The 26,900-nt window shown below is 64.2% G+C and carries 24 protein-coding genes; 6 read left to right on the top strand and 18 right to left on the bottom strand.

The genetic code is table 11. The features are described 5' to 3' along the window. The first annotated feature begins 36 nt into the window (after window positions 1–36). On the top strand, window positions 37–1,404 hold the full coding sequence (locus PVA39_RS21680) for a glutamine synthetase family protein (RefSeq protein ID WP_274125802.1): 1,368 nt from the start codon (window positions 37–39) through the stop codon (window positions 1,402–1,404). A gap of 129 nt (window positions 1,405–1,533) precedes the next feature. Then, entirely contained in the window at window positions 1,534–2,850 is a 1,317-nt protein-coding gene (locus PVA39_RS21675; RefSeq protein WP_274125801.1) for an NAD(P)/FAD-dependent oxidoreductase, read from the top strand. Between the two features lie 20 nt (window positions 2,851–2,870). Here PVA39_RS21675 and PVA39_RS21670 read toward each other — a convergent pair whose 3' ends face one another. Beyond that, a complete protein-coding gene (locus PVA39_RS21670; RefSeq protein WP_274125800.1) occupies window positions 2,871–4,826 on the bottom strand; it encodes an alkaline phosphatase family protein in 1,956 nt (651 codons plus the stop codon). Between the two features lie 106 nt (window positions 4,827–4,932). Then, window positions 4,933–5,610: a Crp/Fnr family transcriptional regulator gene (locus PVA39_RS21665; RefSeq protein ID WP_274125799.1), complete on the bottom strand. Its 678-nt coding sequence runs from the start codon at window positions 5,608–5,610 to the stop codon at window positions 4,933–4,935. Between the two features lie 88 nt (window positions 5,611–5,698). Between PVA39_RS21665 and PVA39_RS21660 the strand changes: the two genes are divergently transcribed. Next, window positions 5,699–6,220: an Mpo1 family 2-hydroxy fatty acid dioxygenase gene (locus PVA39_RS21660; RefSeq protein WP_274125798.1), complete on the top strand. Its 522-nt coding sequence runs from the start codon at window positions 5,699–5,701 to the stop codon at window positions 6,218–6,220. Between the two features lie 194 nt (window positions 6,221–6,414). Here PVA39_RS21660 and PVA39_RS21655 read toward each other — a convergent pair whose 3' ends face one another. The 5 genes from PVA39_RS21655 to oscA form a co-directional block, all read right to left on the bottom strand. After that, a complete protein-coding gene (locus PVA39_RS21655) occupies window positions 6,415–7,407 on the bottom strand; it encodes a sulfate/molybdate ABC transporter ATP-binding protein (RefSeq protein WP_274125797.1) in 993 nt (330 codons plus the stop codon). A gap of 61 nt (window positions 7,408–7,468) precedes the next feature. After that, window positions 7,469–8,329: a sulfate ABC transporter permease subunit CysW gene (cysW, locus tag PVA39_RS21650; RefSeq protein ID WP_093507606.1), complete on the bottom strand. Its 861-nt coding sequence runs from the start codon at window positions 8,327–8,329 to the stop codon at window positions 7,469–7,471. Window positions 8,330–8,339: 10 nt separating this feature from the next. Continuing rightward, a complete protein-coding gene (cysT, locus tag PVA39_RS21645; RefSeq protein WP_013793333.1) occupies window positions 8,340–9,152 on the bottom strand; it encodes a sulfate ABC transporter permease subunit CysT in 813 nt (270 codons plus the stop codon). Window positions 9,153–9,230: 78 nt separating this feature from the next. Then, complete coding sequence (locus PVA39_RS21640) at window positions 9,231–10,232, bottom strand: sulfate ABC transporter substrate-binding protein (RefSeq protein ID WP_274125796.1); 1,002 nt, start codon at window positions 10,230–10,232, stop codon at window positions 9,231–9,233. A gap of 142 nt (window positions 10,233–10,374) precedes the next feature. Continuing rightward, window positions 10,375–10,557: a sulfur starvation response protein OscA gene (oscA, locus tag PVA39_RS21635; RefSeq protein ID WP_093507600.1), complete on the bottom strand. Its 183-nt coding sequence runs from the start codon at window positions 10,555–10,557 to the stop codon at window positions 10,375–10,377. Between the two features lie 253 nt (window positions 10,558–10,810). Here oscA and PVA39_RS21630 point away from each other — a divergent pair, with 253 nt between their 5' ends. Both PVA39_RS21630 and PVA39_RS21625 read left to right on the top strand, forming a co-directional pair. After that, complete coding sequence (locus PVA39_RS21630) at window positions 10,811–11,392, top strand: alpha/beta hydrolase (protein ID WP_274125795.1); 582 nt, start codon at window positions 10,811–10,813, stop codon at window positions 11,390–11,392. A gap of 52 nt (window positions 11,393–11,444) precedes the next feature. Beyond that, window positions 11,445–12,392 (top strand): sigma 54-interacting transcriptional regulator, encoded by a 948-nt coding sequence (locus PVA39_RS21625; RefSeq protein ID WP_274125794.1) that lies wholly within the window; start codon window positions 11,445–11,447, stop codon window positions 12,390–12,392. A 229-nt stretch (window positions 12,393–12,621) separates the two neighbouring features. On the opposite strand, the gene modC is transcribed toward PVA39_RS21625, so the two are convergent. The 7 genes from modC to PVA39_RS21590 all read right to left on the bottom strand — a co-directional run bounded on the left by modC (window position 12,622) and on the right by PVA39_RS21590 (window position 19,738). Beyond that, window positions 12,622–13,716: a molybdenum ABC transporter ATP-binding protein gene (gene modC / locus PVA39_RS21620; RefSeq protein WP_274125793.1), complete on the bottom strand. Its 1,095-nt coding sequence runs from the start codon at window positions 13,714–13,716 to the stop codon at window positions 12,622–12,624. Then, window positions 13,713–14,396 carry a molybdate ABC transporter permease subunit gene (gene modB / locus PVA39_RS21615; RefSeq protein WP_274125792.1) on the bottom strand — a complete coding sequence of 228 codons (684 nt, stop codon included), beginning with the start codon at window positions 14,394–14,396 and terminating at the stop codon, window positions 13,713–13,715. The genes modC and modB overlap by 4 nt, the downstream gene beginning before the upstream one ends. Window positions 14,397–14,659: 263 nt before the next feature. Continuing rightward, entirely contained in the window at window positions 14,660–15,418 is a 759-nt protein-coding gene (modA, locus tag PVA39_RS21610; protein WP_274125791.1) for a molybdate ABC transporter substrate-binding protein, read from the bottom strand. A gap of 185 nt (window positions 15,419–15,603) precedes the next feature. Further along, window positions 15,604–16,464, bottom strand: a complete 861-nt coding sequence (locus PVA39_RS21605; RefSeq protein WP_274125790.1) for a glycine betaine ABC transporter substrate-binding protein — start codon at window positions 16,462–16,464, stop codon at window positions 15,604–15,606. Window positions 16,465–16,670: 206 nt separating this feature from the next. Further along, window positions 16,671–17,615 carry a choline ABC transporter substrate-binding protein gene (locus PVA39_RS21600; RefSeq protein ID WP_274125789.1) on the bottom strand — a complete coding sequence of 315 codons (945 nt, stop codon included), beginning with the start codon at window positions 17,613–17,615 and terminating at the stop codon, window positions 16,671–16,673. 43 nt (window positions 17,616–17,658) lie between these two features. Then, on the bottom strand, window positions 17,659–18,540 hold the full coding sequence (locus tag PVA39_RS21595; protein WP_093507584.1) for an ABC transporter permease: 882 nt from the start codon (window positions 18,538–18,540) through the stop codon (window positions 17,659–17,661). A 1-nt stretch (window position 18,541) separates the two neighbouring features. Further along, the gene (locus tag PVA39_RS21590) at window positions 18,542–19,738 is read right to left on the bottom strand and encodes a quaternary amine ABC transporter ATP-binding protein (RefSeq protein WP_274125788.1); all 1,197 of its coding nucleotides are present in this window, start codon (window positions 19,736–19,738) and stop codon (window positions 18,542–18,544) included. Window positions 19,739–20,996: 1,258 nt separating this feature from the next. Between PVA39_RS21590 and PVA39_RS21585 the strand changes: the two genes are divergently transcribed. Continuing rightward, a complete protein-coding gene (locus PVA39_RS21585) occupies window positions 20,997–22,097 on the top strand; it encodes a GlxA family transcriptional regulator (RefSeq protein WP_274125787.1) in 1,101 nt (366 codons plus the stop codon). A 358-nt stretch (window positions 22,098–22,455) separates the two neighbouring features. Here PVA39_RS21585 and PVA39_RS21580 read toward each other — a convergent pair whose 3' ends face one another. The 4 genes from PVA39_RS21580 to dgcB form a co-directional block, all read right to left on the bottom strand. Then, complete coding sequence (locus PVA39_RS21580; protein ID WP_274125786.1) at window positions 22,456–22,704, bottom strand: hypothetical protein; 249 nt, start codon at window positions 22,702–22,704, stop codon at window positions 22,456–22,458. A 39-nt stretch (window positions 22,705–22,743) separates the two neighbouring features. After that, window positions 22,744–23,517 carry an electron transfer flavoprotein subunit beta gene (gene etfB, locus PVA39_RS21575; RefSeq protein WP_075933541.1) on the bottom strand — a complete coding sequence of 258 codons (774 nt, stop codon included), beginning with the start codon at window positions 23,515–23,517 and terminating at the stop codon, window positions 22,744–22,746. 68 nt (window positions 23,518–23,585) lie between these two features. Continuing rightward, complete coding sequence (gene etfA, locus PVA39_RS21570) at window positions 23,586–24,815, bottom strand: electron transfer flavoprotein subunit alpha (protein WP_274125785.1); 1,230 nt, start codon at window positions 24,813–24,815, stop codon at window positions 23,586–23,588. Next, window positions 24,816–26,774, bottom strand: a complete 1,959-nt coding sequence (gene dgcB, locus PVA39_RS21565) for a dimethylglycine demethylation protein DgcB (protein WP_274125784.1) — start codon at window positions 26,772–26,774, stop codon at window positions 24,816–24,818. It abuts the gene before it with no gap. Window positions 26,775–26,900: the final 126 nt, after the last annotated feature.

Below are 26,900 nucleotides of genomic sequence, written 5' to 3'. Positions count from 1 at the left end.
GATATCGAGCGCCTGACTGGCGCAAGCGAGTGCGCGATGACGACTTTCGCAGCTGTGCAGGAAGCCCAGGATTTCCTGGCCGGTAACCCCGATATCGAATTGATCGAACTGTTCATCCTCGATGCCAATGGCGTGCCGCGCGGCAAGCTGTTGCACCGCGAGGAACTGCTGGCGCTGTACCAGAGCGGGCGGCCGCTGCCGAGCACGATGCTCGGTTTGTCCATCCAGGGCGAGGACGTCGAGGACACCGGCCTAGTCTGGGAGGTCGGCGACATCGACTGCCGTGCCTACCCGTTGCCCGGCAGCCTGGTGCGCCTGCCCTGGCGGCAGATTCCCACCGCCGCCGTGCAGGTGTCGATGCACCCCAGCGAAGGCCTGCCGGCCACTCCCGCCGACCCGCGGCAGTTGCTGGTCCGCGTGATCGAGCAGCTCGAAGCCGAGGGTTATCATCCGGTGATGGCCTGCGAGCTGGAGTTCTACCTGCTCGACCAGAAACGCGACGCCCAGGGGCGCCCGCAGCCGGCCCTGGACGCCGACGGTAGTCGTCCGCGGCAGACCCAGGTCTATGGCCTACGCGAGCTGGAGCAGATCGAGCCGTTTCTCAAGGACCTCTACGCGGCCTGCAAGGCCCAGGGCATCCCGGCACGCACGGCGATTTCCGAGTACGCCCCCGGCCAGGTGGAGATCACCCTGGAGCACGGCCCGGCACTCGCGGCCATGGACCAGGCGGTGCGCTACAAGCGTCTGGTCAAGGGCGTGGCTCACGCCCATGGCATGCAGGCCTGCTTCATGGCCAAGCCGTTCGCCGATATCGCCGGCACCGGCATGCACATGCATGTGAGCCTGGCCGACGGGCAGGGCGAGAATCTGTTTGCCAGCGAGGATCCGGCCGGCACGCCGCTGTTGCGTCAGGCGGTCGGCGGCATGCTCGCCAGTCTGCTCGACTCGCTGCTGCTGTTCTGCCCCAACGCCAATTCCTACCGACGCTTCCAGGCCAACAGCTATGCGCCGCTGGCGCCCACCTGGGGTGTGGATAACCGCACCGTCAGCTTGCGCGTGCCCGGTGGCCCTGCGAATACCCGGCACATCGAGCACCGTATCTGCGGCGCCGATGCCAACCCATATCTTGCCGCCGCGGCGATTCTGGCCGGGATTCACCGAGGCATCCGCGAGGCGCTGGACCCCGGAGCGCCGGTCGAGGGCAACGGCTACGCCCAGGCCACCGAGCACCTTCCTACCCAATGGTCGGCGGCGATCCAAGCGCTGGAGCACTCCGAGTGGGCTCGTGAGGCTTTTGGCGAGGCGTTTCTCAAGGTGTATCTGGCGATCAAGCGCGCCGAATACCGCCAGTTCATGGGCGAGGTCAGCGAGCAGGATTGGCGCTGGTACCTGAGCAACGCCTGATGGCTTCTGTTTAAAAGGCTCGGGGCTGAAGCGGATCGCCGCCCGGCCCCTCCTACGCAAGCGCTCTGTGGGAGTGGTCTAGCCGCGATGACCGATTTCATCGGTGTGAATGCACCTCAAGGACATGCAATGAACGCAAGCAATCAATCCGTCAAACCCGCCGCGGAACGCGCGCCGTCCTACTACGCGGCCTCGCTGAATTTCGAGAGCGACTACCCGACCCTGCAAGGCAGCGTGACCGTTGACGTGGCCATCATCGGCGGCGGTTTCACCGGCATCGCCACGGCAGTGGAGCTGGCCGAGCGCGGCCTCAAGGTGGCCGTGGTGGAAACCAACAAGGTCGGCTGGGGCGCCAGCGGGCGCAACGGCGGCCAGGTCACCGGCAGCCTCTCCGGCGACGAAGCCATGCGCAAGCAGATGCGCAATACCCTCGGCGACGAGGTGGACGACTTCATCTGGCACCTGCGCTGGCGCGGCCACGAGATCATCAAGAGCCGCGTGGCCAGGTACGGCATCGACTGCGACCTCAAGCACGGCCACCTGCATACGGCGATGAAAGCCAGCCATATGGACGAGCTCAAGGCCACCTACGACGAAGCGCTGCGCCGTGGCATGGAGGCCGATGTCACCCTGCTCGACGCTGCTGGCGTGCGTGCGCAACTGGGCAGCGACCTGTACTGCGGCGCGCTGAAGAACACCCGCAACATGCACCTGCACCCGCTCAACCTGTGCCTCGGCGAGGCCAAGGCCGCCGAGAGCCTGGGCGCGCTGATCTTCGAACATTCCGAGGTGCTGGAGATCGTCCACGGGCCGCGTCCGGCAGTGGTCACCACGGGCGGGCGCATCGAGGCCAAGCAGGTGCTGCTGGCCGGCGACGTCTACCACAAGCTGGAGCGGCGCAAGCTCAAGGGCCTGATTTTCCCGGCCATGGGCGGCATCGTTACTACCGCGCCGCTGAGCGCCGAGCTGATCGAGGCGATCAACCCGCATGATCTCGCGGTGTACGACTGCCGCTTCGTGCTCGACTACTACCGCCTGACCGGCGATGGTCGCCTGCTGTTCGGCGGCGGCGCCAACTACTCCGGGCGCGACTCACGCGACATCGCCGGCGAGCTGCGCCCGTGCATCGAGCGCACCTTCCCGCAGCTCAAGGGCGTGCAGATCGATTTCCAGTGGAGCTGCGCCATGGGCATCGTGATGAACCGCATCCCGCAGCTGGGCAAGCTGTCCGGCAACGTCTGGTACTGCCAGGGCTATTCCGGCCACGGCGTGGCGACCAGTCACATCATGGGCGAGATCATGGCCAAGGCCATCACCGGTGACCTGGAGCAGTTCGACACCTTCGCCGCCTGCAAACACATCAAGGTGCCGCTGGGCGACCAGCTCGGCCACCCGATGCTGGCGGCGGGCATGTGGTACTACCAGATGCTGGAAAGGCTGCGCTGATGGTGCTTGAGGGTTTTTACCTAAATGTGTTTCGCCGCCTCGCTGCTTTCGGTGATTTCATCGCGGTCGTCGATGAACTCGGTGCGCGGTGAGCCGTCGGCGTTGAGCTGGAACACGTGGCTGGGCTGGCCTTCGGCATTGAAGAAAACCTGGCCGAGGCCGGCGGAGTTCCACAGGCGTTCGCCCGATTTGCTGTGCTTGGGGATGTGCGGAAACACCTGCATGCGCCGGCGCTTGGTCAGCCAGTTGAGCGGCGACGAGGGCGCGTACAGCCAGCGATTGAGTCGGTCGAAGACGTTCAGCAGGCGGCGTGGGAATTCGTTCTTCACACCGCTGCTGGTTATCTGCCAGATGGTCGGGCCGTGCAACCGGTGCCGTACCTTGACCTCGTAGAAGAACGAGTAGTGCACGTCGCCAGAAAGCACCACGTAGTCCCGGGGTGTGCGCGAGTGGCGGAAGATGTTCATCATCACGCTGGCCGCGCCGCGGTGGGCCATCCAGTTTTCCGCGTCGACCATCAGCGGGTGGCCAGCCCAGCTGAATACCCGCTGCACGGCTTCGATCAGCTTGACCCCGAACATCGGCGCCGGCGAGACGATGATGGCGCTCGGGTGGTCGAGCAGGTTTTGCTGCAGTTCGCTGAGCGCTTCCCAGTCCAGCAGCCCGGATGGCCGCTTGAGGTTGCGCTCGCTGCGCCAGCGGCGGGTGCGGGTATCGAGCACCAGCAGCGCCGGGCTGCTGGGCAGCACGTAATGCCAGTGCTGGAAACTCATCAACTCGTCGATCAGGCGGTCCTGGGCCGGGCTGTCCAGCCCGGTGTCTTGCGCTCGCTCGCACAGCGCACGGGCATTGGCCAGCGGTTCGGCGAAAGCGTCCGGGTCATTGCCCCAGCCCTGGCACAGCAGGTAGCCGATAAGCGCGTTACCGATGATGCGCTTGGAGAAAGGATGGCCGTAGGCGGTTTCCTCCCACTGCGCCGACAGGTTCCAGTCGTCGGTGATGTCGTGGTCATCGAAGATCATCAGGTTCGGCAGGTGCGCCAGCACTCGCGCCACGTCACCCAGGTTGTCGACGAAGGCCGCGATGCAGGCCCGCTCGCTGTCGTAGCGCTGCGCGTCTTCGGCGCTCAGCTCGGGCGCCGCGTTATCGAGCAGCTGCCAGGGCGTGGGTGACCACACCAGCAGGTACATGGCCAGCACTTCGGCCAGGGTGACCAGGTGGTTGTCGGCATTGCTGCTGGTGAAGATGGGCTTTTCCGTGCCGCCGAAGAAGCGCTCGCGCAGGGTTTCGTTGCTCTTCAGCGCCGGCAACAGGTCGGCGCGGTGGTAGTAGCTGGCCGGATGGCGGTAGAGCTCGGTGCTGTCGTCGATGACGGCGCCTTCGAGCCATTCGTGGTACAGGCCCAGACGCTCGATCAATTGGTGGATGGCGTACAGCATCGGGCCGGCGACATCGTCGACATACACCTGGTCACCGCTGTGCATCAGCAGGGCAGGCCGCTCGTGGGGCGCATGGGGCGCGGCCAGCAGGCGGTCGGCACACAGTAGCCCGTCATTGGCGGCATGGTGCGGTTTGCGGCAGGAGCCATGCAGCAGCTGATCGATGCGCGCGCGCAGCACGAAGTTGGGGCAGGTCGCGCCGTCGTACAGCAGGTGCGCGGCCCACTCGGCGATGCCCTGGGCGCCGTCGATCAGCAGGTCGTAGTCGATCCGGGTGTCCTGGGGCAGCGGCGTGTCGAGGTGCAGGTCGATCAGGTGGATGACCGCGTGCTCACCGACCACCAGGCGCTGGCAGGCATCGTCGCCCAGCGGCTGATCGCTGGCGGGCTGCTCGCCGTGTGCCAGGCGCAGCGTCAGTTGCAGCGGGCGGCTGGCGACCAGCCAGAGCACCAGGCGGCCCGGCTCCAGCCGGCGCAGAAGCGGGCCGGCGAGTACGTCGGGCAGGTCGGTAACGAGGGCAGAGTCTGGCAACGGCATCCTGGATCGTTCGCGGCCGCTGTTCATTCAGCGGGCCTGGGGTCTGGAGAATCAATAAGGACATGGCGCTTGGCCATTGGTTCTGCTGTCACAAAAGCTTCATGGTTCACTGCGCGGCCTTGCGCAGTTCATCCAGGTCGAGAATCTCGATTTCGCCGTAGGTCAGCCTGACGATACCGCGGGCCTGCAGGTCCTTGAGTACGCCATTGGCGGTCTGCCGGGAGATGGCCAGCATCGCCGCCAGTTGCTCCTGTGACAGGTGGATGATGCGCCGCGGGCCCTGGGTTTCGCCATAGTCCTCGGCGATTAGCAGCAGGCGCCGCGCCAGACGCTGCGCGGCGGGTAGCAGGCTGATCTCCTCGAGTGCGATGAAGGCCAGGCGCACCTTGTGAGCCATCAGCAGGGCGAGGTCGCGCCAGTAGACGGGATGGGTGTCGAGCAGGGCCAGCAGGCCTGCCTGGGATACGTGGAGCAGGGTGCTGGCGCCTTCGGCGACGGCGTCATGGGTGCGTGGCTGGCCGTCGAACAGGGCGATCTCGCCGAACCAGTGCGGCGCTTCCACCAGCACCAGAAGCGCTTCCCGACCGTCGGCACCCACGCTGCCGACGCGCATGGCGCCCTTCAATACGGCGTACAGCCCGCTGGGCGCATCGCCGCGGCTGAACAGGCGCTGCCCGGCCTCCAGGCTCAGCAGCCTGCCTTGCGCCAGCAACGCCTGTTGCAAGGCAGGCGGCAACGCGGCGAACCATTGGCCTTGAAGCAAGGTGTCGCGCAGATCGTTCATGGAAATTCCGCTTTGTCGGCTAGCTGACAGTGCTGGCGCACGAGCCGCGCCATGATGAGGTTGCACGCACCCCGAGAGGATAACAACAATGAAAACCCTGGTGGATCACCTCGCCCAATACGCGGCCTATCACCGCGACCGTCGCAATATCGTCACCCACTTCGTCGGCATTCCGATGATCGTGCTGGCCGTTACCGTGCTGCTGTCGCGACCGGGCCTTTTGGTGGGCGGTCTGTGGCTCTCGCCGGCCACCCTGGCCGCGCTGCTCAGCACCCTGTTCTACTTGCGCCTGGACGTCCGCTTCGGTGTGGTGATGGGCGCCTTGCTGGGCGTGTGCCTGTGGTTCAGCGCCGGGTTGGCGATGGCCGGCACGGCGCTATGGCTGAGCATGGGCCTGGGGTTGTTCGTGGTCGGCTGGATCATCCAGTTCGTCGGCCATTTCTACGAAGGCCGCAAGCCGGCATTCGTCGACGACCTGATGGGGCTGATCATCGGGCCGCTGTTCGTGGTCGCCGAGGCGGCCTTTCTGCTTGGCCTGCGCCAGGAAATCGAGCATCAGGTGGTCGAGCGGGCCGGGCCGACCTGCATACGTGATCGCAAGGTGGCCTGAGGCAAGGTAGCGTTTGTGGGCTATCTGTGGGAGCGGGCCGTGCCCGCGAATCGCGCGCATGGCGCGCTCCCACAAGAGCGGGGTTTATACACTGAGTTAGAGGCCGCCCGCGATCCCTGTGGGAACGGCCCATGGCCGTGATCTCGCGGGCATAAACTGGGCGTCCCCGCCCGCTCCCACAGTCCTAGATGCCGTCAGGCCCCGGTGCTTACCGGCTTGCCACCCTTGGGCTTGAAGTACAGCACGGTGCCACGGCCCAGGTCGTTGAGGCTGACGTGATCCTTGGCCACTTCGGCTTCGATCAGCTCGTCCTGGCCTTCGACCTTCAGGGTAATGCGAGTGATGGCGCCGAGCAGGCGGATATCGCGTACCTCGCCGGCCTGATGGCCTTCCAGTGCTTCGGTGGAGAGACTCACTTCATGGGGGCGGAACAGCACGTGGTGGCCGTCGCCGACGTACAGGCGGTTGGCGTCACCGAGGAAGTGGTAGACGAAGTCGCTGGCCGGTTTCTCGTAGACCTCGGCCGGTGAGCCGATCTGCTCGACCACGCCCTTGTTCATCACCACGATGCGGTCGGCCACTTCCATGGCTTCTTCCTGGTCATGGGTCACGAACACCGAAGTCAGGTGCACTTCCTCGTGCAGGCGCGCCAGCCAGCGACGTAGCTCTTTACGCACCTTGGCGTCGAGGGCGCCGAAGGGCTCGTCGAGCAGCAGCACTTTCGGCTCGACCGCCAGGGCGCGAGCCAGGGCGATACGCTGGCGCTGGCCGCCGGAGAGCTGCTCCGGGTAGCGGTCGGCCAGCCAGTCGAGCTGCACCAGACCGAGCAGGTCGTGGACCTTTTTCTTGATGGTGCTTTCGTTGGGGCGCTCGCCCTTGGGCTTCATGCGCAGGCCGAAGGCGACGTTGTCGAATACCGTCATGTGGCGGAACAGGGCGTAGTGCTGGAACACGAAGCCGACCTTGCGATCACGCACGTCATGTTCGGAAACGTCTTCGCCGTGGAACACGATGTTGCCGCTATCCGGAGTTTCCAGGCCGGCGATGATGCGCAGCAGGGTGGTCTTGCCGCAGCCGGACGGGCCGAGCAGGGCGACCAGCTCGCCGCTCTGGATGTTGAGGTTGATGTCGTTGAGCGCCTTGAACTGGCCAAAGTGCTTGTTGATGCCGCTGACTTCGATACTCATGGGATACGCCTGTGTCGGTCTGGCCGGTTCGCGCAGGGGCGCGGCGCCGGCGATAAGGGTTTCAGTCGTCGTTGGCCTTGAGCTGGCGGCTCAGGCGCGCTTCGCTCCACTGGCGCAGCAGCAGGACGATCAGGGCCATCACCAGCAGCAGGATGGCGACGCTGAACGCAGCGACGATGTTGTATTCGTTGTAGAGAATCTCGATATGCAGCGGCAGGGTGTTGGTGTAGCCGCGGATGTGGCCGGAAACCACAGACACCGCCCCGAACTCGCCCATCGCCCGGGCGGTACACAGCACCACGCCGTAAATCAGCGCCCATTTTACGTTAGGCAGCGTGACATGCCAGAACATCTGCCAGCCGTTGGCGCCGAGCAGGCGCGCGGCTTCCTCTTCGGTGGTGCCCTGTTCCTCCATCAGCGGAATCAGCTCGCGGGCCACGAAGGGAAAGGTCACGAAGATGGTCGCCAGCACGATGCCCGGCACGGCATAAACGATCTGCAGGTTGTGGTCCTGCAGATAGGGCGCCAGCACGCTTTGCGAGCCGAACAGCAGCACGTAGATCAGGCCGGCGACTACTGGCGACACCGAGAAGGGCATGTCGATCAGGGTGATCAGGATGCTCTTGCCGCGGAATTCGAACTTGGTCACCGCCCAGGCAGCGGCCACACCGAACACCAGGTTCAGCGGCACCGAGATGGCGGTGGCCAGCAGGGTCAGCTTGAGTGCGGAAATGGCGTCCGGTTCGCTGATCGCCTCCCAGAAGAATGCCAGGCCGCGGCTCAGGCCCTGGCTCAGTACGATGTATAGCGGCAGCAGCAGGATCACTGCGAACACCGCCCAAGCTACGGCGATCAGGGCGATGGCGCCGGGGGAGCGGCTCGCCGGGCGCGCCGCGTTCTTGCCAAGGGTTGCAAGGCTCATGACGGGCTCCTCAGAGTTGCGGCTGGATGCGGCGCTGCAGGATGTTGATCAGCAGCAGCAGGATGAACGAGACCACCAGCATGATCACGCCGATGGCGGTGGCGCCCGGGTAGTCGTACTGGTCCAGCTTGGAGACGATCAGCAGCGGCAGGATCTCGGTCTTCAGCGGAATGTTGCCGGCGATGAACACCACCGAGCCGTACTCGCCCACGCCGCGGGCGAAGGCCAGGGCGAAGCCCGTCAGCCAGGCGGGCAACAGGCTGGGTAGCAGCACATGGCGGAACACCTGGAACGGTTTGGCGCCCAGGCAGGCAGCGGCTTCCTCGACTTCCTTGGGAATGTCGGCCAGCACCGGCTGCAGGGTGCGCACCACGAAGGGCAGGGTGACGAACACTAGTGCCAGGGTGATGCCCAGCGGCGTATAGGCGATCTTGAACGGGAACAGCGAGCCGATCAGGCCGTTGGGCGCGTATAGCGCGGTCAGGGCGATGCCGGCCACGGCGGTGGGCAGGGCGAACGGCATGTCGACCATGGCGTCGATCAGGCGGCGGCCCGGAAAGGTGTAGCGCACCAACACCCAGGCGATGATGGTGCCGAGAATGCCGTTGAGCAGCGCAGCCGCCAGGGCGGTGCCGAACGACAGCTTCAGGGAGAACTGCAGTTGACGGTTACCCAACAGGCTCCACCATTGCTCGGCGGACAGCTGCATGGAAAACACGAACATGGCGCCCAGCGGGATCAGCACGATCAGCGCCAGGTAGGTAAGCGTGTAGCCCAGAGTCAGCCCGAAGCCGGGTATGACCGAGGAGGTTCGACGAGACATGGAGAGTCCTTTTGATCAGGTCCACAGCAAGGCCCGCCATTGCGTTGGTCAATGGCGGGCCAGATCGATCAGCTGAACTTACTGGTTGATCTTCTTGAAGATGTCATCGAACACGCCGCCATCGTCGAAGTACTTGGGTTGAGCCTTGGCCCAGCCGCCGAAGTCCTTGTCGATGGTGACCAGCTCGAGGTCTTTGAACTGATCCTTGAACTCGGCTGCCACCTTGGCATCACGCGGGCGGTAGAAGTTCTTCGCGGCGATGCGCTGGCCTTCTTCGCTGTACAGGTACTGCAGGTAGGCCTCGGCGGCCTTGCGGGTGCCTTTGCGGTCGACGTTCTTGTCGACGACGGCCACGGGCGGTTCGGCGAGGATGGACAGTGACGGCGTGACGATTTCCAGTTGGTCACCGCCTTCTTCGGCCAGCGACAGGTAGGCCTCGTTCTCCCAGGCCAGCAGTACGTCGCCCAGGCCACGCTGCACGAAGCTGATGGTCGCGCCACGGGCGCCAGTGTCGAGTACCGGGGCGTGGCGATACAGCTCGGTCACGTACTCCAGGGCCTTCTCGTCGCTGCCGTATTTCTTCTTGGCGTACGCCCAGGCCGCGAGGAAGTTCCAGCGTGCACCGCCTGAGGTTTTCGGGTTCGGGGTGATGATCTCGACGCCATCCTTGACCAGGTCATCCCAGTCCTTGATGCCTTTCGGGTTGCCCTTGCGCACCAGGAACACGATGGTCGAGGTGTACGGCGTGCTGTTGTCGGCCAGACGCTTCTGCCAGTCCTTGTCGATCAGCGGTTGGTTGAGGTTCAGCGCGTCGATGTCACCGGATAGCGCCAGGGTCACCACGTCGGCCTGCAGGCCGTCGATCACGGCGCGAGCCTGCTTGCCCGAACCACCATGGGACTGCTGGATGGTCAGCGGCTCGTTGCCTTGTTCCTGCCAGTGCTTGTTGAAGGCCTTGTTGAATTCCACATACAGCTCACGGGTCGGGTCGTAGGACACGTTGAGCAGGGTCTGGGCCGCTACCGGGCCGGCAACCAGGGCGCTGGCGAGTGCAGCGAGTGCGAAACGGCGGATGGACATGGTGATGCTCCTGAATACTGAATTCGGTGTTGTGTGTCTGGCGGTGCGATGGCTGCTCTCTAGGCCGGCATTCGCGGGTTACATCGGCAGTACTGGTAGCGGTTCATGCGTGGCTGCCCGTGGTTGGGTTGGCGAAAGGCGCTCAGGCGTTCTTGCTGCCGGGCTGCTGGAGGCGGAATTTTTCCTTGCGCTCGATCTGTACTACTTGGCCGTTGTGCACGGTGATTTCCACCGAGCCGAACTTGAGGCCGGTCAGGGCGCTTTGGATTTCGCGCAGGATGGTGGCGTCATCCTGGCCTTCCAGATTGCGAAGCGTGGCGGTCATGGTTGTGGCTCCTTGCCCTCGAATCGTGGTGCGACGGCTGTCGGTGGCGGGGCGTGGAGCGGATACTAAGCAGCCTGAAATATTCTTAAAAATACTGTTTAAGAACATTTATATATCTTTAGAGAATATGTGACGTTCTGCGTTCTAGTACCGAGGGAAGCAGGGTTAGGGAATAAGCAAATAAGTTCTTATTCTTTTTAGATCGTATTTTGCCCTCGTAGACTGCAGGCCATGTAGATACGGAGGGCGCCCTATGCGCAGTGAAGCGGTTCGCTACCTGATCGTCCCTGGCTGGCAGGGCTCGGGTGATGACCATTGGCAGAGCCACTGGCAACGCAGCCTGCCCAATAGTGCGCGGGTCGAGCAGCTGGACTGGCTGGCGCCACGCCGAGAGGAGTGGGTCGCTGCGCTGGAACGGCAGATCGCCGCCGATCCGCGTCCGGCGATCCTGATTGCCCATAGCCTGGGCTGCGTCACCGTCGCCCGCTGGGCTGCTCAGGCGGCAACGGCCTCCATACGCCGCGTGCGCGGTGCGCTGCTGGTGGCGCCGGCCGACGTGGAACGCGCCAACTGCCCGGAGGCGTTGCGCAATTTCGCGCCGATCGCGCGCCAGACACTGCCCTTTCCCAGCCAGTTGGTGGGCTCCGACAACGACTCGGCCGCCAGCGCCGCACGGGCCATCGAACTGGCCCGGGATTGGGGCAGCGAAGTCGCCATTCTCAGCGGCGCCGGGCACATCAACGTGAAATCCGGTCACCAGCGTTGGGATCAGGGGTTCGCTTACCTGTTCCGCCTGCAGAGCCGCATCGAACAGCAACTGCGCCTGCGTGCCTGATCGGTAGTCGCTGCCTGGCCTTTCGCGGCCTGACCGTCATGGAGAGTCATCTATGAGCCTGTCTACGGTAGCCGACCCGTCGCTGCTGATTTTTCCCGACGCCGACAAGAGCCCGCTGAGCATTCGTGCCAAGGCGCTGGTATTCGTCGATCCACGTACCCGGCAATTGCGTGAGGAGGTCGAGCGCCTCGCCGGCTTGCCGGTACCCATTCTGATCGAGGGTGAAACCGGCACCGGCAAGGAGCTGTTGGCCCGCCACATTCATCGCTCCAGCGAGCGCCCGGGCCTGTTCGTGGCGCTGAGTTGCAGCAGCCTGAGCCCCAACCATGGCGAGGCCGAGTTGTTCGGCTACACCGCTGGCGCCCATCAGAGTGCACCGAGCAGTCGCGCCGGCTGGCTGGGCTCGGCCAACGGCGGCACCCTGTATCTGGACGAGATCGCCGACCTGCCGCTGGCGTTGCAGGGGCAGCTGCTGGGCGTGCTGGAAACTGGCGAGGCCTGGCGTGTCGGCGCATCGGCGCCGACGCCTGTGGATGTGCGGCTGGTCGCGGCGACCAGCATCGACCTGTGGCGGGCGGTCGAGGCCGGCAAGTTCGACGAGCGTCTGGCCCATTACCTCAGTGACGGCCATCTGCAATTACCGCCACTGCGTGAGCGGGTCGGCGATGTGCTGCCCCTGGCCGAGTATTTCCTGGGTATTTACACCCAGCGCTTGCGCCTGCCGTTGCCGACTATCAGCCTGGCCGCCCAGAAGGTGCTGGAACGGCATGACTGGCCGGGTAACACGCGGGAGCTGGAGAACGTGGTGCATTTTGCCCTGCTGGTGTGCGGGGCCGAGCAGATCGAGGCGCGGCACCTCAACCTGCCGGTCGCACCGCCTTTGACGCGGATCGAGCATGCCCTCCAGCAACTGGCCGATGAAGGCGATGCCCAGCAGTTGGCCTCGTTGCGTGAGTTGCTACGACGTGCCGAGCAGCGAATTGCAGTTTGTGGGGCGTAGGGTGGGTGAAGGCGCTTGTTGCATGGGTGGGCATAGCTCTGATTTGCCGCGCCGTAACCCGCCATCGGTGTAACGCGCTCTATCGGTTGGTGGGTTACGCGGCGCGCCGAGATCGCGGTTATCCCAGTACATGGTTTGGCGCCACTCCACCCACCCTACGAATTGGTGGCGTGTGGTGATTCTGTGTGAGCGGCTAAGGCGCGTTCTGCAGCTTTTCACCTTTACGCGGCTACGACGCTAGCAACGACACCGATTTCACCTGTGCCCACAACGCCTGCCCGGCCTGAATTCTCAGCTGATCGAACGAGTAGCGGGTGATGCGCGCGATGATGCGCTGATCGCCCAGCTGCAGCTCCACCAGGCAGTGCGCCGGGTTGGGCAGGTCGAACCAGCGTTGCACCGTCACCGGCAGCAGATTCAGCACACTGCTGTCGCGGGCCTGCTCGAGGCTCAGGCTGACGTCGCGGGCCTTGATCTTGATGCGCACCGAACGTCCAGCCGGCAGCGGCGCGTGCGCCAACCGCAGGCTGGCCGTGGTGCCGGCCAGGTCGATGCCGAGCAGCCCATAGTGGCCATCATGGTGGGCGACGAGCCCGTCGATCACCGCTTCGGCTTCGTCCTCGAAGATGAATGGCAAGTCATTGCGGATCAGGGTTTCCTTGAGCGGCCCGCTGGCCGTGACGCTGCCTTCGTCGAGCACCACCAGATGATCGGCGAGGCGCGCCACCTCGTCCGGCGCGTGGCTGACGTAGAGAATCGGAATGTCGAGCTCGTCATGCAGACGCTCCAGATAGGGCAGCACTTCGCCCTTGCGCTTGAGATCCAGCGCTGCCAGGGGTTCGTCCATCAGCAGCAGGCGCGGGCTGGTGAGCAGGGCGCGGGCCATGCCGACGCGCTGGCGTTCACCGCCGGAGAGACGATCGGGCAGGCGGTCGAGCAAGTGGCCGATGCCGAGCAGTTCGACCGCCTGCTCGAAGGGTACGCGTCGCGCGGTCTTCGCGATGCGCTTGAAACCGAACTCCAGGTTGCGCCGCACCGACAGGTGGGGAAACAGGTTGGCGTCCTGGAACACGTAGCCGACCGGGCGCTGGTGGGCGGGGAGCCAGATGCCGTTGGCGCTGTCCTGCCAGGTTTCGCTGTTGACCTTCAGGTAACCACTGCCAGATCGCTCCAGCCCGGCGACGCAGCGCAGTACTGTGGTCTTGCCCGAACCGGAGTGGCCGAACAGCGCGCTGACGCCGCGGCCGGGCAGTTGCAGGTCGACGTCCAGCGTGAAGCCAGGATGGCTGAGGGTGAAGCGGGCGTGGATCTGCAGGTCGTTCATGTCCAGGCCCTCTGCGCGCGGCGGTTGCTGGAGTAGAGCGCCAGCAGCACCAGGAAGGAGAACGCCACCATGCCGCCGGCCAGCCAATGGGCCTGGGCGTACTCCATGGTTTCCACATGGTTGTAGATCTGTACCGAAGCGACCTGGGTCTTGCCGGGGATGTTGCCGCCGATCATCAGCACCACGCCGAACTCGCCGACGGTGTGCGCGAAGCCGAGAATCGCCGCGGTGAGAAAGCCTGGCCTGGCCAGCGGCAGTACCACGCTGAAGAAGGTATCCCAGGGCCCGGCGCGCAGCGTGGCAGCGGCCTCGAGCGGGGCGCGGCCTATGGCCTCGAAGGCGTTCTGCAGCGGCTGTACCACGAACGGCAGGGAATAGAACACCGAGCCGATCAGAAGCCCGGCGAAGGTGAAGGTCAGGGTGCCCAGGCCGAGTGCCTGGGTCAGTTGGCCGAAGAAGCCGTTGGGGCCCATGCTGATCAGCAGGTAGAAGCCGATCACCGTCGGTGGCAGTACCAGCGGCAGAGCGACGATGGCGCCGATCGGCCGCTTCAGCCAGGAGTCGGTGCGCGCCAGCCACCAGGCGATGGGCGTGCCCACCAGCAGCAACAGCACCGTGGTCAGGGTGGCCAGTTCCAGGGTGAGGAGAATGGCGGCGAAGTCATTGGGGCCCAGGGGCATTCGATGGCCTTTCAAGAGTTGGTGGTGAGACGGGTGCCACAGCCGGATGCCGATCTTCCGATGCAGGTTCCGGCATTGCAAACGGAGGGCTGTGAAAAGCAGGGGGCGCCGCCGCTCTTGCTAGGAGCAGCTTTAGCTCCGAGCTTTATGAGGGTGCAAAGAGCTCGGGGCTAAAGCCCCTCCTACGAGTTATGTGAACGAACGCTCCTGCCACATAGCAGTCTCTTGCGGCACCGACCCGCAGAAGATCACGGACATGCTCTCTACAGCTTGTAGCCATAAGCCTTGATGATCTCGGCGGCTTTCTGCCCTTTCAGGTACTCGATCAATGCCTTGGCGGCCGGGTTGGCTTCGCCCTTCTTGAGGATCAGCGCATCCTGGCGGATCGGCTTGTACATCGTCTCCGGCACCACCCAGGCGGAGCCGCTGGTGATCTGGCCGTCCTTGTAAACCTGGGAAAGGGCCACGAAACCCAGCTCGGCGTTGCCGGTGGAGACGAACTGCAGCGCCTGGGTGATGTTCTGGCCCTCGACGATCTTGCTCTTGAGCTTGTCGCTCAGGCCAAGCTTGTCGAGGGTCTGGGTTGCCGCCAGGCCATAGGGCGCGGCTTTCGGGTTGGCGATGGACAGGTGCTTAAAGGCGCCTTTCTCCAGCACCGCGCCCTGGTCATCGACGAAGTCTGCTTGCGGCGACCACAGCACCAGTGTGCCGATAGCGTAGGTGAAGCGCGAGCCCGGCACGCTCTGGCCCTCCTGCTCGAGCTTGGCGGGTGTGCTGTCATCGGCGGACAGGAACACTTCGAACGGCGCGCCATTGCTGATCTGTGCGTAGAACTGCCCGGTAGCGCCGTAGGACGCCTGTACGCTGTGCCCGGTGACCTGCTCGAAGGCGTGGGCGATGGCCTGCATCGGCGCGGTGAAGTTGGCGGCGACGGCCACTTGAACCTGGTCGGCATGAGCGCTGCCGACCATGGCAAAGCTGGCGCACAGTGCGAGAAGCGGGCGGGCGAGACGGTGGCGCATGACGGGCTCCTGAGCGCGAGGCCACGAACGGCGGCCAGTGGCGATATCGCTGTATACAAAAATATATGGCGATAGGGAAGCCGAACCACCAGATGTAGAGCGTCAGTCGTGAAAAAGGGCAGAAACAAAAATGCCAGTCAGCGAACTGACTGGCATTTCCGGGGAACGACGTAAGCGGCGTCAGCTTATTTCAGCCACTCGGCCACGCGGTCCGGGTTCTTCTCGATCCACTGCTTGGCCGCTTCGTCCGGCTTCACGCCGTCGCGGATGGCCAGCATCACCGAACCCACTTCCTCGGCGCTCCAGGAGATCTTCTTGAGGAAGGCAGCCGCTTCCGGCGCCTTGGCTTCCAGGCCCGGGTTGGCGACGGTGTCGACGTGCTCGGCTTCACCGAAGACGTTTTTCGGGTCTTCCAGGAAGCGCAGTTTCCATTGCGCGAACATCCAGTGCGGAATCCAGCCGGTCACCACGATCGGCTTCTTGGATTTCTCGGCACGGGTCAGGGCAGTGGTCATGGCCGGGCCGGAGCTCGGCATCAGCTTCATGCTCTTGAGGTCGTATTCCTTGATCGCTTCTTCGGTGCGGCGCATCACGCCGGCGCCGGCATCGATACCGGTGATCTTGCCATCGAAGTCCTTGGCGTATTTTTCCAGGTCGGCGATGGTCTTGGCTTCAACGTATTCGGGAACGATCAGGCCGATCTTGGCGCCGTCGTAGTTGGTGCCCAGTACGGTCACCTTGTCCTTGAGCTTCTCGTAGTACTCGCCGTGGGTGGCGGGCAGCCAGGCGGAGAGGGTAGCGTCCAGGTCGCCGCGGGCGACGCCCTGCCACATGATGGCCGGCTCGACGGGCTGCAGGGTCACGTCGTAACCCAGTTTGGTCTTGAGGATTTCACCCGCAACGTGGGTGACGGCGACGCTATCGTCCCAGCCATTCACGTAGCCGATCTTGAGGGCTGGTTTGTCCGCCGCCATGGCGCTGGACATGCCCAGTGCCAAAGCGGCGACACCGAGACTCTGTAGGCAGAGACGTTTGAAATTCTTCATAAGGTGTAGCTCCATCAGTGAGTGGCAGTTCAGGTGGTTTACTGGCTCGTTCTGATCGCGGGCCTTGCGGCTCTGGCTGCACAGGGCCAGGCCCCGTGGACAGCGTGCGCCGAGGGCTGCCCCCCGGCAGACCGGCGATGCGTGAGGCATCGCCGGTCTGTACGTGACCCGGCCGCAGGCAGCCGGATCGCGGTTTGTGCGGGCGCTTACAGCCCGACGAATTTCTTCACGGCAGCGGCGCCATCCTGACCATCGAAGGTGGTCACGCCCTGCAGCCAGGCGTCGAGCACCTGCGGGTTGGCCTTGATCCACTCCTTGGCGACGGCGGCTGGGTCCTGCTTGTCGAGCACCTTCTCCATGAGCTGGCTTTCCATCTCGACGTTGAACTGCAGGTTGTTCAGCAGCTTGCCGACGTTGCCGCAGCGCTGTTCGTAGTCGGTCGGCACCACGGTGTAGACCTTGGCCGCGCCGTAGTCGGGGCCGAATACGTCGTCACCACCGGACAGGTAGGTCATGTCGTACTGGGTGTTCATCGGGTGCGGCGCCCAGCCCAGGAACACCACCGGCTCCTTCTTGCGGATTGCACGTTGCACCTGCACCAGCATGCCGGCTTCGCTGGACTCGACCATCTTGAAGTCGCCCAGGCCGAACTCGTTCTTCTTGATCATGCCGTCGATCAGCAGGTTGCCGTCGTTACCCGGCTCGATACCGTAGATCTTGCCGCCCAGCTGATCCTTGAACTTGGCGATGTCCTGAAAGCTCTTCAGGCCCGCTTCAGCTGCGTAGGTCGGGACCGCCAGGGTGTACTTGGCGCCTTCCAGGTTCGGCTTGGCCAATACCTTGACGCTGTTGTCCTTGGTGAAGGGCTCGATCACCGAGTCCATCGAGGGCGCCCAGTAGCCGAGGAACACGTCGATCTGCTTGTTCTTCACGCCGGTGAAGGCGATCGGCACCGAAGCCATGGTCTTGCGCGGCGTGTAACCCAGACCTTCGGTCAGGGTCATGGCCACGCCGGTGGTGGCGGCGATATCGGCCCAGCCGATTTCCGCGAAACGGACCTGCTTGCAGCTCGCCGGCTCTTGCGCCCAGGCGCCCTGCACGAGGGCGCAGGACAGCAGACCGACACCCGCTACTTTGTGAAATATGTTCATCCGCGAATCCTTGTGTGAGTGAAAGGAAGCTCAGTATGGCCTTTTACTGGCGCTGCAGTCGCGCACTCAGCCAGTTCAGCCAGCCCGCGCGGTTTGCGGCGGTCTGCGGTGTACCGAAGCTTTCGGTGATGCGGTCGAGAATGATCGCCAGCAGCACCACGGCCATGCCGCTTTCGAAGCCCAGGCCGATGTCCAGCCGCTGGATACTCGCCAGCACGTCGTTACCCAGGCCGCCGGCACCGACCATCGAGGCGATGATCACCATCGACAGAGCCATCATGATGGTCTGGTTGACGCCCGCCATGATCGACGGCATGGCGTTGGGCAGCTGCACCTTGAACAGCAACTGGCGACCGTTGCAGCCGAACGACTGGCCGGCCTCGACGATTTCCTTGTTGACCTGGCGGATGCCCAGGCTGGTCAGGCGCACGGCCGGCGGCATGGCGAAGATCACCGTGGCGATGATGCCGGGCACGCGGCCGAGGCCGAACAGCATGGCGGCCGGAATCAGGTAGACGAACGCCGGCATGGTCTGCATGAAGTCCAGAATCGGCCGGATGATGGTCGACACGCGCTCGCTCTTGGCCGCCCAGATACCCAGCGGAATGCCGATCAGCAGGCTGATCAGGGTCGCCGAGAAGGTCAGGCCGAGGGTCACCACGGTCTGCTCCCAGAAGCCGGTCATCACGATCAGCACGAAGGCCACGGTGGTGAACACCGCGAAGCGAAAGCCGATGCGCCACAGGCCCAGGGCCACGAAGATGGCGATCAGCAGCCACGCCGGTGGCAGCATCAGCACGTTCTCGATCGCTTCGGAGAAGCCGCTGACCACGCTGCCCATGCTGTCGAACACGCCGCTGTAATTGTCCAGCATGTGCTGGACCGCGTCGTTGACCCAGCTACCCAGATCCAGTTTCTCGCTCATGTCATTCTCCCTGCAGGCGGGTCAGGAGGCGGCCCTTGCTGATGGCGCCGCTGTAGTGGCCATCCTGGTCGACCACCGGGATCGGACCTTCGTTGTCCACCAGGCGGTTGATCACCTGATCCAGAGGCAGGTCTTCGGGAACCGGGCTGATGGCTTTCAGCACGTCACCATCGAGTGCCGGCGAGTCGCCGCCTTCGACCAGCAGGGCGATCTTCTCCAGGCTGATGGAGCCGCGGAACTTGTTGTCTTCGTCGACGATGAAGGCGTAGTGCTTGTCCTGCGCTTGCAGCTCGCGGCACACGGTCTGCGCATCGGGCGCCTTGCCATTGTGCACATAGACCGGAACGCTGTTGGCCTTCAGCTGGCCAGCGGTGAGATAGCGGCTGGTGTCGACCGTATCGAAGAAGTTGCGCACATATTCGTTGGCAGGATTGTCGATCAGTTCCTGCGGCGTACCGACCTGGACGAGCTTGCCGCCCTCCATGATGCCGATACGGTTACCGATGCGCATGGCCTCTTCGATATCGTGGGACACGAAGATGATGGTGCGGCGATGGGTCTTCTGCAGCTCCAGCAGGATGTCCTGCATCTCGCGGCGCTTGAGCGGGTCGAGGGCCGAGAAGGCTTCGTCCATGATGATCATCGACGGGTCCACGGAGAGCGCCCGGGCCAGACCGACCCGCTGCTGCATGCCGCCGGACAGCTCGTGAGGGAATTTGTTGGCGAAGGTGTCCAGGCCAACCTGCTTGAGTACCTGCATGGCGCGCTCTTCGCGCTCCTTGCGGCCCTTGCCGGCCACTTCGAGACCGAAGGCGGCGTTCTCCAGCACGGTACGCGAGGGCATCAGGGCGAAAGACTGGAAGACCATGCTCATGTCGCGACGACGCAGGTCGATGAGCTGGTCCTTGGGAAGTTTGGCGACGTTCTGGCCATCGATGTAGACATTGCCGGCGGTGGGTTCGACCAACCGGTTGATGAGGCGGATCAGGGTGGATTTACCCGAGCCCGAGAGGCCCATCAGGACGAAGATCTCGCCCTCTTCGACGCTGAAAGTAACGTCACTGACGCCGATGACGGCGCCCTTTTCAGCAAGAATCTTGTCTTTGCTCCAGCCTTGCTTGAGCAGATCGATGGCTTCTTGCGGCTTGTCGCCGAACACCTTGTAGAGGTTTTCGACGACGATTTTTCCAGACTGCATGGGATGTTTCCCCTTCAGTAGACATCAGAGCAGTCACACGCAGCTTGCCGAGCGCCCACCGGGCACCCGTCATGCGATGCAGACTGTTCTTGCTTGTGGGTATATACACGGTTCCTGGGTTTGGACAGCGTTCTGTCACAAGGCGTTCTGCAGGCACTCGACCGCGTCCCAGAGCGGTCGCCGAGGCGAGCGCATTAGGTGAACGTGACGAATGATGTAATGCGTGGCCGTGCTGCAAACTGCTTTCCAAACCCTCTGGCAGTGTTACGAAGCCCAATCCTTTGGGTATTCACATCTCATCCGAGATGCGCGTACATCCGAAATTTCTTGTTGGGCTGGCGCCCTGTTGCGGTAGCCAGCACTTATCTGTTCTTCGGTCCGGGGCGGTGGGCCCCAGTCTGCCTCTCTGGTCAAGAGCGGCAGCGACGAAATCGGCTGACTCAACGATATAGTCTTGCGGTCGTGGCAATTATCGAATTACGACCCTGACGTGTTGGGCGACGACACGAAGCCCTCGCCTAAAAAAACCATAACAGATTCTTTCTGTACTTGGCCAAGGCTGGAGGCCGCGCATGGCGCGGTTTTCAGCCTTCAGGGCGAGTGAAGGCCAGGGGCCATGCGGGCTACAGCAAATTTCAAAAAAACGTATGTAAAGCTGTTGGTAGCGGGCAAAAAGCGTATCAGTTTCAGTCGCTTTCGAGCCGCTCGATGGCGTCTTCCAGCGTCGGAGGGCGAATAGTTGGCCGTGTTTTTCATCTAGCCGGCGGTGTTTTTCCGGCATTCATCGAACTCGCTATCGACCGTACCCGAGGAGCGATCGGTCAGCCGATGGAAATGCGTTAGGCCCCACGGCAGTGAGCATTTTTTGCTCAGTGCGGCATGTGTTTGCCAGCTTTTGGTGCATGGTTTTTTGGCCGATATGTCGCCTTCGTGACCGGTCAGTCATATTTTTGTCGTGCTGCTCGGTTACCCCTGCAGACTGTGCGGAAACACCGTTACGCCAGCGACTGCTACCAAAATGCTCAAGCCCTTGTGGCATGGCACATTGCGCCCTTTTCCTGTTGCCGATTCAGGGTGCCTTCAAGGCCCGCCAACCGGCCTTCCCAGCTGCCGCCAGTTCTTGTTTGAACGGGCGTTCAATGTCGGCATGGCCTTTGCGTTATATAGGCCATCTGCTTGACTGCCAGTCAGGCGTAATTACAAGAAAACAGAGCCTCGCCATGAAGGCTCATAACCTGGTTAGCGTGAGGGTTCATTGATGTCCCAGTTCAATCAGGGAGTGCAGCTCCAGAGTCGCGTTCCCCAGTCCATCGGTTTTCTGCTGCTGGACAACTTCACCCTGATCTCCCTGGCCTCGGCGGTGGAACCCCTGCGCATGGCCAACCAGCTTTCCGGCAAGGAGCTGTATCGCTGGCATACCCTGACCCACGACGGCCAGCCGGTCTGTGCCAGCGACGGCCTGAAGATCACCCCGGACGCCAGTATCGCCAGCGCTCCTGCGCTGAGCGCGGTGATCGTCTGCGGTGGTGTGGATATTCAGCGCAGCGTGACCCGCGAACACGTGCAGTGGCTGCAGGCGCAAGCGCGTCAGGGCCGGCAGCTGGGCGCCGTGTGCACCGGCAGCTGGGCGCTGGCCAAGGCCGGTCTGCTCGACGGCTACGATTGCAGCGTGCACTGGGAATTCCTCGCTGCCATGCAGGAGGCCTTCCCCCGCGCGGCCATTACCACCCGACTGTTCTCCATCGACCGTAACCGCAACACCTCGTCCGGCGGCACCGCGCCGATGGACATGATGCTGCACCTGATCGGCCGCGAGCATGGCCGCGAGCTGGCGGCCGCGATCTCCGAGATGTTCATCTACGAGCGCATCCGCAACGAGCAGGATCACCAGCGCGTTCCGCTCAAACACATGCTCGGCACCAACCAGCCGAAGCTGCAGGAAATCGTTGCGCTGATGGAAGCCAACCTCGAGGAGCCGATCGATCTGGATCAGCTGGCGCTCTACGTCGACGTATCGCGTCGCCAGCTGGAGCGGCTGTTCCAGAAGTACCTGCATTGCTCGCCGTCGCGTTACTACCTGAAGCTGCGCCTGATTCGCGCCCGTCAGCTGCTCAAGCAAACGTCGATGTCGATCATCGAAGTGGCGTCGGTATGCGGCTTCGTATCCACGCCGCACTTCTCCAAATGCTACCGCGAGTACTTTGGCATTCCGCCGCGCGATGAGCGCGCCGGCAGCAGCGCCAACGTGGTGGCACTGGTGCCGGTCAGCGATGAATTGCTGCACGAATCGTCATCGGCCATGGCGGCGCTGAGCCGTGCCCAGGGCGAGTCGACCTTCGCCAGCGTGCGGGTGATCTGACCCGCCGTTCTGGCTCCGCTGCGCAAAAAATGCACAACCGGCGCAGACGCCCGCCATCCGCGGCGTCTGCGCTGCCTTTCACAGATTATCCACAGTTATGCACAGAGTATTTGTGCGCAAGATACCGGTGAGCCGAATACCGCGGAGCTTGCCGACCAGACCTGCCTAAAACCCCATCAAGCCGGCCGTTTCGCTGAACGTGCCGGTTAGCTTCTGGGCAATAAATCGTCAGTTGGCGGAGCGCCCGATGTGCTCTGGCGTTGCGCGGTTATCCAACAGTTTATCCACAGGCCTGCGCACAGCATTTGGGGGCAACGCCTGCGCCCGAGGTTACGGGTGCAGGGCGCTTTTCGGGGTATCAGCTACGTGGCACGAGAGCCGGCAGCAGCTTGCGGGAAATGGCTTCGCGCACGGTTGGCAGCACGGTCGCGCTGCCGGCAAGAATATCTTCGACCATATGGCGCAGGGCGAGGGCGCGTTCCGGGCACAGGCCGGTCACCGCGTATTCGCAGGCCTGCTCGGCGGTGGCGCCGCTGGGAACGCTGAAACCCAGGGCGACCAGGCGTTCGCGGAGATCTTCCTGGTCGATCAGTTCGGTATGCATCATCGTGGGCGTCCTCGTGGCAAGTTCGAATTCGGCGTACCGTCAGCGCAGCACGCCCTCATCCAGCAGTAGCTTGAAGATAGCCTCTGCACCTTCCTGTGGCGAGACGCCAGTGATCACCTGACCGCCACCGCCCGCCGCTTTCGCCGTCGCCGCCTTCATGCGCTCGGCGCCGGTCTTGGCCTTGATCACTTTCAGGCGCTTGGGCCGCGGCCGGGCCGGTTGCCATTGCGCGTCGGCATACAGCGGGTCGTCGACCAGTTCCACCGCTTCACGCTCCAGGGTGCCGCGCCGTGCCGGGCCGAACGCGCTCTGCCGGGCTGCCGGTGCGGCGCCATCGACGCTGGCGACGAAGGGCAGGCGCACCTTCAGCCGCCGACGTTGCCCACGGGGCAGGGCCTGCAGCACCTGGGCGCTGCCGCCTTCGATGCTTTCCACTTCTGCCAGGCCGACGACCAACGGCCAGCCCAGTCGCTCGGCCAGCAGATAGGGCAGCATGCCCGAGCCTTCGCCGGTTTCCGCCTGGCTGCCGGTCAGCACCAGCTGCGCTTTGGCCAATTGCAGGTGTTCGGCCAGGGCTGGCAGGGCGTCGGCCTCGCGGCTCTGCTCAAGTACGGTAAGACCCGGCAAGCCCATGCCCAGGTAGGCGCGCAGGGTATCTTCCTGCGGGTCGCCGGCATGCACCACGTTGAGTTTTTCGCCGGCCAGGCGCAGACCCAGCTCGACGGCGCGGGCATCCTGTTCGGCGCGCCGCGGACGGCCCGAGGCGGGGTGCGAGCCGATGGAGACCAGGGTGACGACGTTCAGATCAGCCATGCCGGATCTCCCGTTGTGTGTGCGATTTCGCGGGCATGGCCCGCTCCCACCAGAAGCGACCGAGAGAGTCATGCGGCATCGCGTTTGGCTCCGTTGCGGTGAGCTTCCACGCGTTCGATCAGCGCCTGAAGGATCGCGGCGGAGTCGCCGATCACCGCCATGTCGGCCCGTTTGATCATGTCGCAACCCGGGTCCAGGTTGATCGCCACGACCTTGTCGCAGGCACCGATGCCCTGCAGGTGCTGGATCGCGCCGGAAATTCCCACCGCCACGTAAACCCGGGCGGTAACCCAGGTGCCGGTAGCGCCGACCTGACGAGCCCGCGGCATGTAGCCGTCGTCGACCGCCACCCGCGAGGCGCCTTCGGTGGCGCCCAGGGCGACGGCGGCGCGGTGGAACAGCTCCCAGTCCTTCACGCCGTTACCGCCGGAAAGGATGAATTCGGATTCGGCCATGGGAATCTGCGCCGGGTCGACGGCGACCGAGCCCAGGTCTTCGATGCGTGGCAGATTGCGCGGGACCTGCGCCGACAGCTCGACCTGGCGTGCTTCATGGCGGGTTTCGCTGACCGGCTCGGCGCACTCGGCGGCGGCCAGGATCAGCCGCGGCGCTGCCCGCGCGATATCTTCGCGACCGGCACCGGCGCGGCCCGTGCTCTGCCCATCCTTGACCTGCCAGACGCGGGTGGCCGGGCGCTCGCCCAGGCCGGAAGCCAGGCGGCGGCCCAGTTCGCCACCGCCAGTGCGGCTGTCCGGCAACAGCCAGTGGCGCGGGCCGAACTGGTTCTCCACGGCGCGCAGCGCCAACACGCGCTGCTCGGGCGAATAGCCGCTGTATTCGTCGCCCTCGAGTTGCAGCAGGCGATCGACGCCCGCGTTGTCGAAAGCGGATTCCTTGTGCTCGCCGAACACCACGGCCAGCACGGCGCCGTCCTTGCCGGCCAGTTGATGGGCGAGGCCGAGCAGATCCTTGTCGTGGCTGCTCAGGCGGCCGCCGACCATGTCCGGCACGACGGCGATGATGAAAGCCGGCTGCTCGACCACATGCAGCGGCAGTTGCACGGTCGCGCTGCTGCTCTGGCGCTTGGAGCTGCCGCCCTGCTGGGCGCCGCTGCGGTCGATGCGCTTGAGGCCAGCCGGGCCGATGAAACCGGCGGCCGCGGCGTGGGGGTTCTTGCGGACAAGGCCGTTGGGGCCCATCCACTGAATCTGCTGGGGCTGCAGGGCCGCATGCAGCGGGTGCAGGCGGTTGCGGGCGATACGCTCGGCACGCGGGTCACGGCGGATGAGGTCACTCATTCAGGCCACCTCCTCGGCAGTGGGTTGTGCGACGGGTTTCTTCTGCGGCACTTCGCTTTCGATCAACACCTCGGCAACTAGCTCGGCAATATCCTTGATCTGCGGGCGCGGCTCGACCACGCCTTCGAGCATCACGGTGCACTGTGGGCAGCCGACGGCGACCAGCTCGGCACCGGTTTCCTTGATGTCTTCCATGCGCATGTCGGGAATCCGCTGCTTGCCGGGGATGTCGGTGATCGGCGCGCCGCCACCGCCGCCGCAGCAGCGCGAGCGGAAGCCCGAACGTTCCATTTCCTTCACCTCGATACCGATGGCCTTGAGCACGGCGCGCGGAGCTTCGTACTCGCCGTTATAGCGGCCCAGGTAGCAGGGGTCGTGGTAGGTGACGGAGCCGCCCTTGTGCTTGCCAAGATTCAGGGCACTGCGCCGCAGCAGGGTTTCGATGAAGGTGCTGTGGTGCATGACCTGATAGTTGCCGCCCAGGGCGCCGTACTCGTTCTTTAGCACGTGGAAGCTGTGCGGGTCGCACGAGACGATGGTCTTGAACTGGTACTTGTTGAGGGTGGCGATATTGCGCTTGGCCAGTTGCTGGAAGGTCGCTTCGTCGCCCAGTCGGCGGGCGACGTCGCCACTGTCGCGCTCTTCCAGGCCGAGCACGGCGAAGTCGACGCCGGAGGCTTTGAGGATCTTCACGAAGGCGCGCAGGGTGCGCTGGTTGCGCATGTCGAAGGCGCCGTCACCGACCCAGAACAGCACCTCGGCGCTGCCCTTGTCAGCCATCAATGGCAGGTTCAGGTCCGCCGCCCAGTTCAGTCGACCGCCGGGTGCGAAGCCGCCGGGGTTGTCGGTGGCGATGAGATTTTCCAGCACCTCGGCGCCCTTGTTCGGCGTCGAGCCCTTTTCCAGGGTCAGGTGGCGGCGCATGTCGACGATGGCATCGACGTGCTCGATCATCATCGGGCACTCCTCGACGCAGGCGCGGCAGGTGGTGCACGACCACAGCGTGTCGGCATCGACCAAAGCCTTGCCTTGCAGGGAGACGATCGGTTGGTGCGGGCCGCCACTGTGTTCACCGAGCGGTTTGCCTGGGTAGGGCGAGCCGGCGAAGTTGGCGTCGCTGCCGCCGGCCAGGCCGATGACCATGTCCTGAATCAGTTTCTTCGGGTTCAGCGGCTGGCCGGCGGCGAAGGCCGGGCACATGGCCTCGCACTTGCCGCACTGCACGCAGGCGTCGAAGCCGAGCAGCTGGTTCCAGGTGAAGTCGGTGGGCTTTTCAACACCCAGCGGCGCTTTCGGGTTGTCCAGATCCAGGGCTTTCAGGCCGGTCGAGCGACCGCCGCCGAAACGCTCGGCGCGGCGGTGCCAGGCCAGGTGCAGGGCGCCGGCGAAGGCGTGCTTCATCGGCCCGCCCCAGGTCATGCCGAAGAACAGCTCGGACACGCCCCAGGCCACCCCAACGGTAAGGATGGCGGCAAGGATCCAGCCGCCGAAGTCGGCCGGCAGGATCCCGGCCACCGGCAGCGTGGCGATGAAGAAGCTCGCTGCGAACATCAACAGGCTTTTCGGCAGGCGCATCCACGGGCCTTTGGACAGGCGCGAGGGCGGGTTCAGGCGGCGCTTGGCGACGAACAGGGCGCCAGTGAACATCAGCACCGTGGCCGCCAGCAGGGCGAAGCCGAGGATGCGGTTGTGCAGGCCGAAACCGTGCACGACGATGGCCAGCACCGCCGCCAGCACGAAGCCGCCAGCGGTGGCCACGTGGGTCTTGGACATGTACTTGTCGCGCTCGACCACATGGTGCAGGTCCACCAGGTAGCGCCGCGGCATTTTCAGCAGGCCGCCGATCCAGTCGACCTTGGCCGCGCGGCCACGGCGCCACATGAGGAAGCGCCTGGCCGCGCCGATGACCGCGAGGGCCAGGGCGGCGAACAGCAGAATGGGGAGAATGGTTTGCAGCATTTGCTTACCCTCACAGGGTTGATCGTTCCCACGCTCTGCGTGGTAACGCATCGCCGGACGCTCTGCGTCCAGCGCTTGTGACGCAGAGCGTCACGGCGCCAGGTCTCCCACGCAGAGCGTGGGAGC

Origin of the sequence: Pseudomonas sp. CNPSo 3701, assembly GCF_028674975.1 — a bacterium.
Lineage (GTDB): Bacteria > Pseudomonadota > Gammaproteobacteria > Pseudomonadales > Pseudomonadaceae > Aquipseudomonas > Aquipseudomonas straminea.
The sequence above is the reverse complement of the archived record's forward strand: the minus strand, read 5'-3'. Positions and strand labels throughout refer to the sequence as shown.

Bases quoted from the DNA above. Each gene is read 5' to 3' on its own strand.
- cysW (WP_093507606.1), bottom strand. From the start codon at position 8,329: ATGAGCCTTGCAACCCTTGGCAAGAACGCGGCGCGCCCGGCGAGCCGC.
- oscA (WP_093507600.1), bottom strand. From the start codon at position 10,557: ATGACCGCCACGCTTCGCAATCTGGAAGGCCAGGATGACGCCACCATC.
- modC (WP_274125793.1), bottom strand. From the start codon at position 13,716: ATGAACGACCTGCAGATCCACGCCCGCTTCACCCTCAGCCATCCTGGC.
- PVA39_RS21630 (WP_274125795.1), top strand. From the start codon at position 10,811: ATGCGCAGTGAAGCGGTTCGCTACCTGATCGTCCCTGGCTGGCAGGGC.
- PVA39_RS21680 (WP_274125802.1), top strand. From the start codon at position 37: ATGACGACTTTCGCAGCTGTGCAGGAAGCCCAGGATTTCCTGGCCGGT.
- PVA39_RS21640 (WP_274125796.1), bottom strand. From the start codon at position 10,232: ATGTCCATCCGCCGTTTCGCACTCGCTGCACTCGCCAGCGCCCTGGTT.
- PVA39_RS21585 (WP_274125787.1), top strand. From the start codon at position 20,997: ATGTCCCAGTTCAATCAGGGAGTGCAGCTCCAGAGTCGCGTTCCCCAG.
- modA (WP_274125791.1), bottom strand. From the start codon at position 15,418: ATGCGCCACCGTCTCGCCCGCCCGCTTCTCGCACTGTGCGCCAGCTTT.
- PVA39_RS21580 (WP_274125786.1), bottom strand. From the start codon at position 22,704: ATGATGCATACCGAACTGATCGACCAGGAAGATCTCCGCGAACGCCTG.
- PVA39_RS21670 (WP_274125800.1), bottom strand. From the start codon at position 4,826: ATGCCGTTGCCAGACTCTGCCCTCGTTACCGACCTGCCCGACGTACTC.
- PVA39_RS21605 (WP_274125790.1), bottom strand. From the start codon at position 16,464: ATGAAGAATTTCAAACGTCTCTGCCTACAGAGTCTCGGTGTCGCCGCT.
- cysT (WP_013793333.1), bottom strand. From the start codon at position 9,152: ATGTCTCGTCGAACCTCCTCGGTCATACCCGGCTTCGGGCTGACTCTG.
- dgcB (WP_274125784.1), bottom strand. From the start codon at position 26,774: ATGCTGCAAACCATTCTCCCCATTCTGCTGTTCGCCGCCCTGGCCCTC.
- PVA39_RS21675 (WP_274125801.1), top strand. From the start codon at position 1,534: ATGAACGCAAGCAATCAATCCGTCAAACCCGCCGCGGAACGCGCGCCG.
- PVA39_RS21625 (WP_274125794.1), top strand. From the start codon at position 11,445: ATGAGCCTGTCTACGGTAGCCGACCCGTCGCTGCTGATTTTTCCCGAC.
- modB (WP_274125792.1), bottom strand. From the start codon at position 14,396: ATGCCCCTGGGCCCCAATGACTTCGCCGCCATTCTCCTCACCCTGGAA.
- etfB (WP_075933541.1), bottom strand. From the start codon at position 23,517: ATGGCTGATCTGAACGTCGTCACCCTGGTCTCCATCGGCTCGCACCCC.
- PVA39_RS21665 (WP_274125799.1), bottom strand. From the start codon at position 5,610: ATGAACGATCTGCGCGACACCTTGCTTCAAGGCCAATGGTTCGCCGCG.
- PVA39_RS21600 (WP_274125789.1), bottom strand. From the start codon at position 17,615: ATGAACATATTTCACAAAGTAGCGGGTGTCGGTCTGCTGTCCTGCGCC.
- PVA39_RS21595 (WP_093507584.1), bottom strand. From the start codon at position 18,540: ATGAGCGAGAAACTGGATCTGGGTAGCTGGGTCAACGACGCGGTCCAG.
- PVA39_RS21660 (WP_274125798.1), top strand. From the start codon at position 5,699: ATGAAAACCCTGGTGGATCACCTCGCCCAATACGCGGCCTATCACCGC.
- PVA39_RS21590 (WP_274125788.1), bottom strand. From the start codon at position 19,738: ATGCAGTCTGGAAAAATCGTCGTCGAAAACCTCTACAAGGTGTTCGGC.
- etfA (WP_274125785.1), bottom strand. From the start codon at position 24,815: ATGAGTGACCTCATCCGCCGTGACCCGCGTGCCGAGCGTATCGCCCGC.
- PVA39_RS21655 (WP_274125797.1), bottom strand. From the start codon at position 7,407: ATGAGTATCGAAGTCAGCGGCATCAACAAGCACTTTGGCCAGTTCAAG.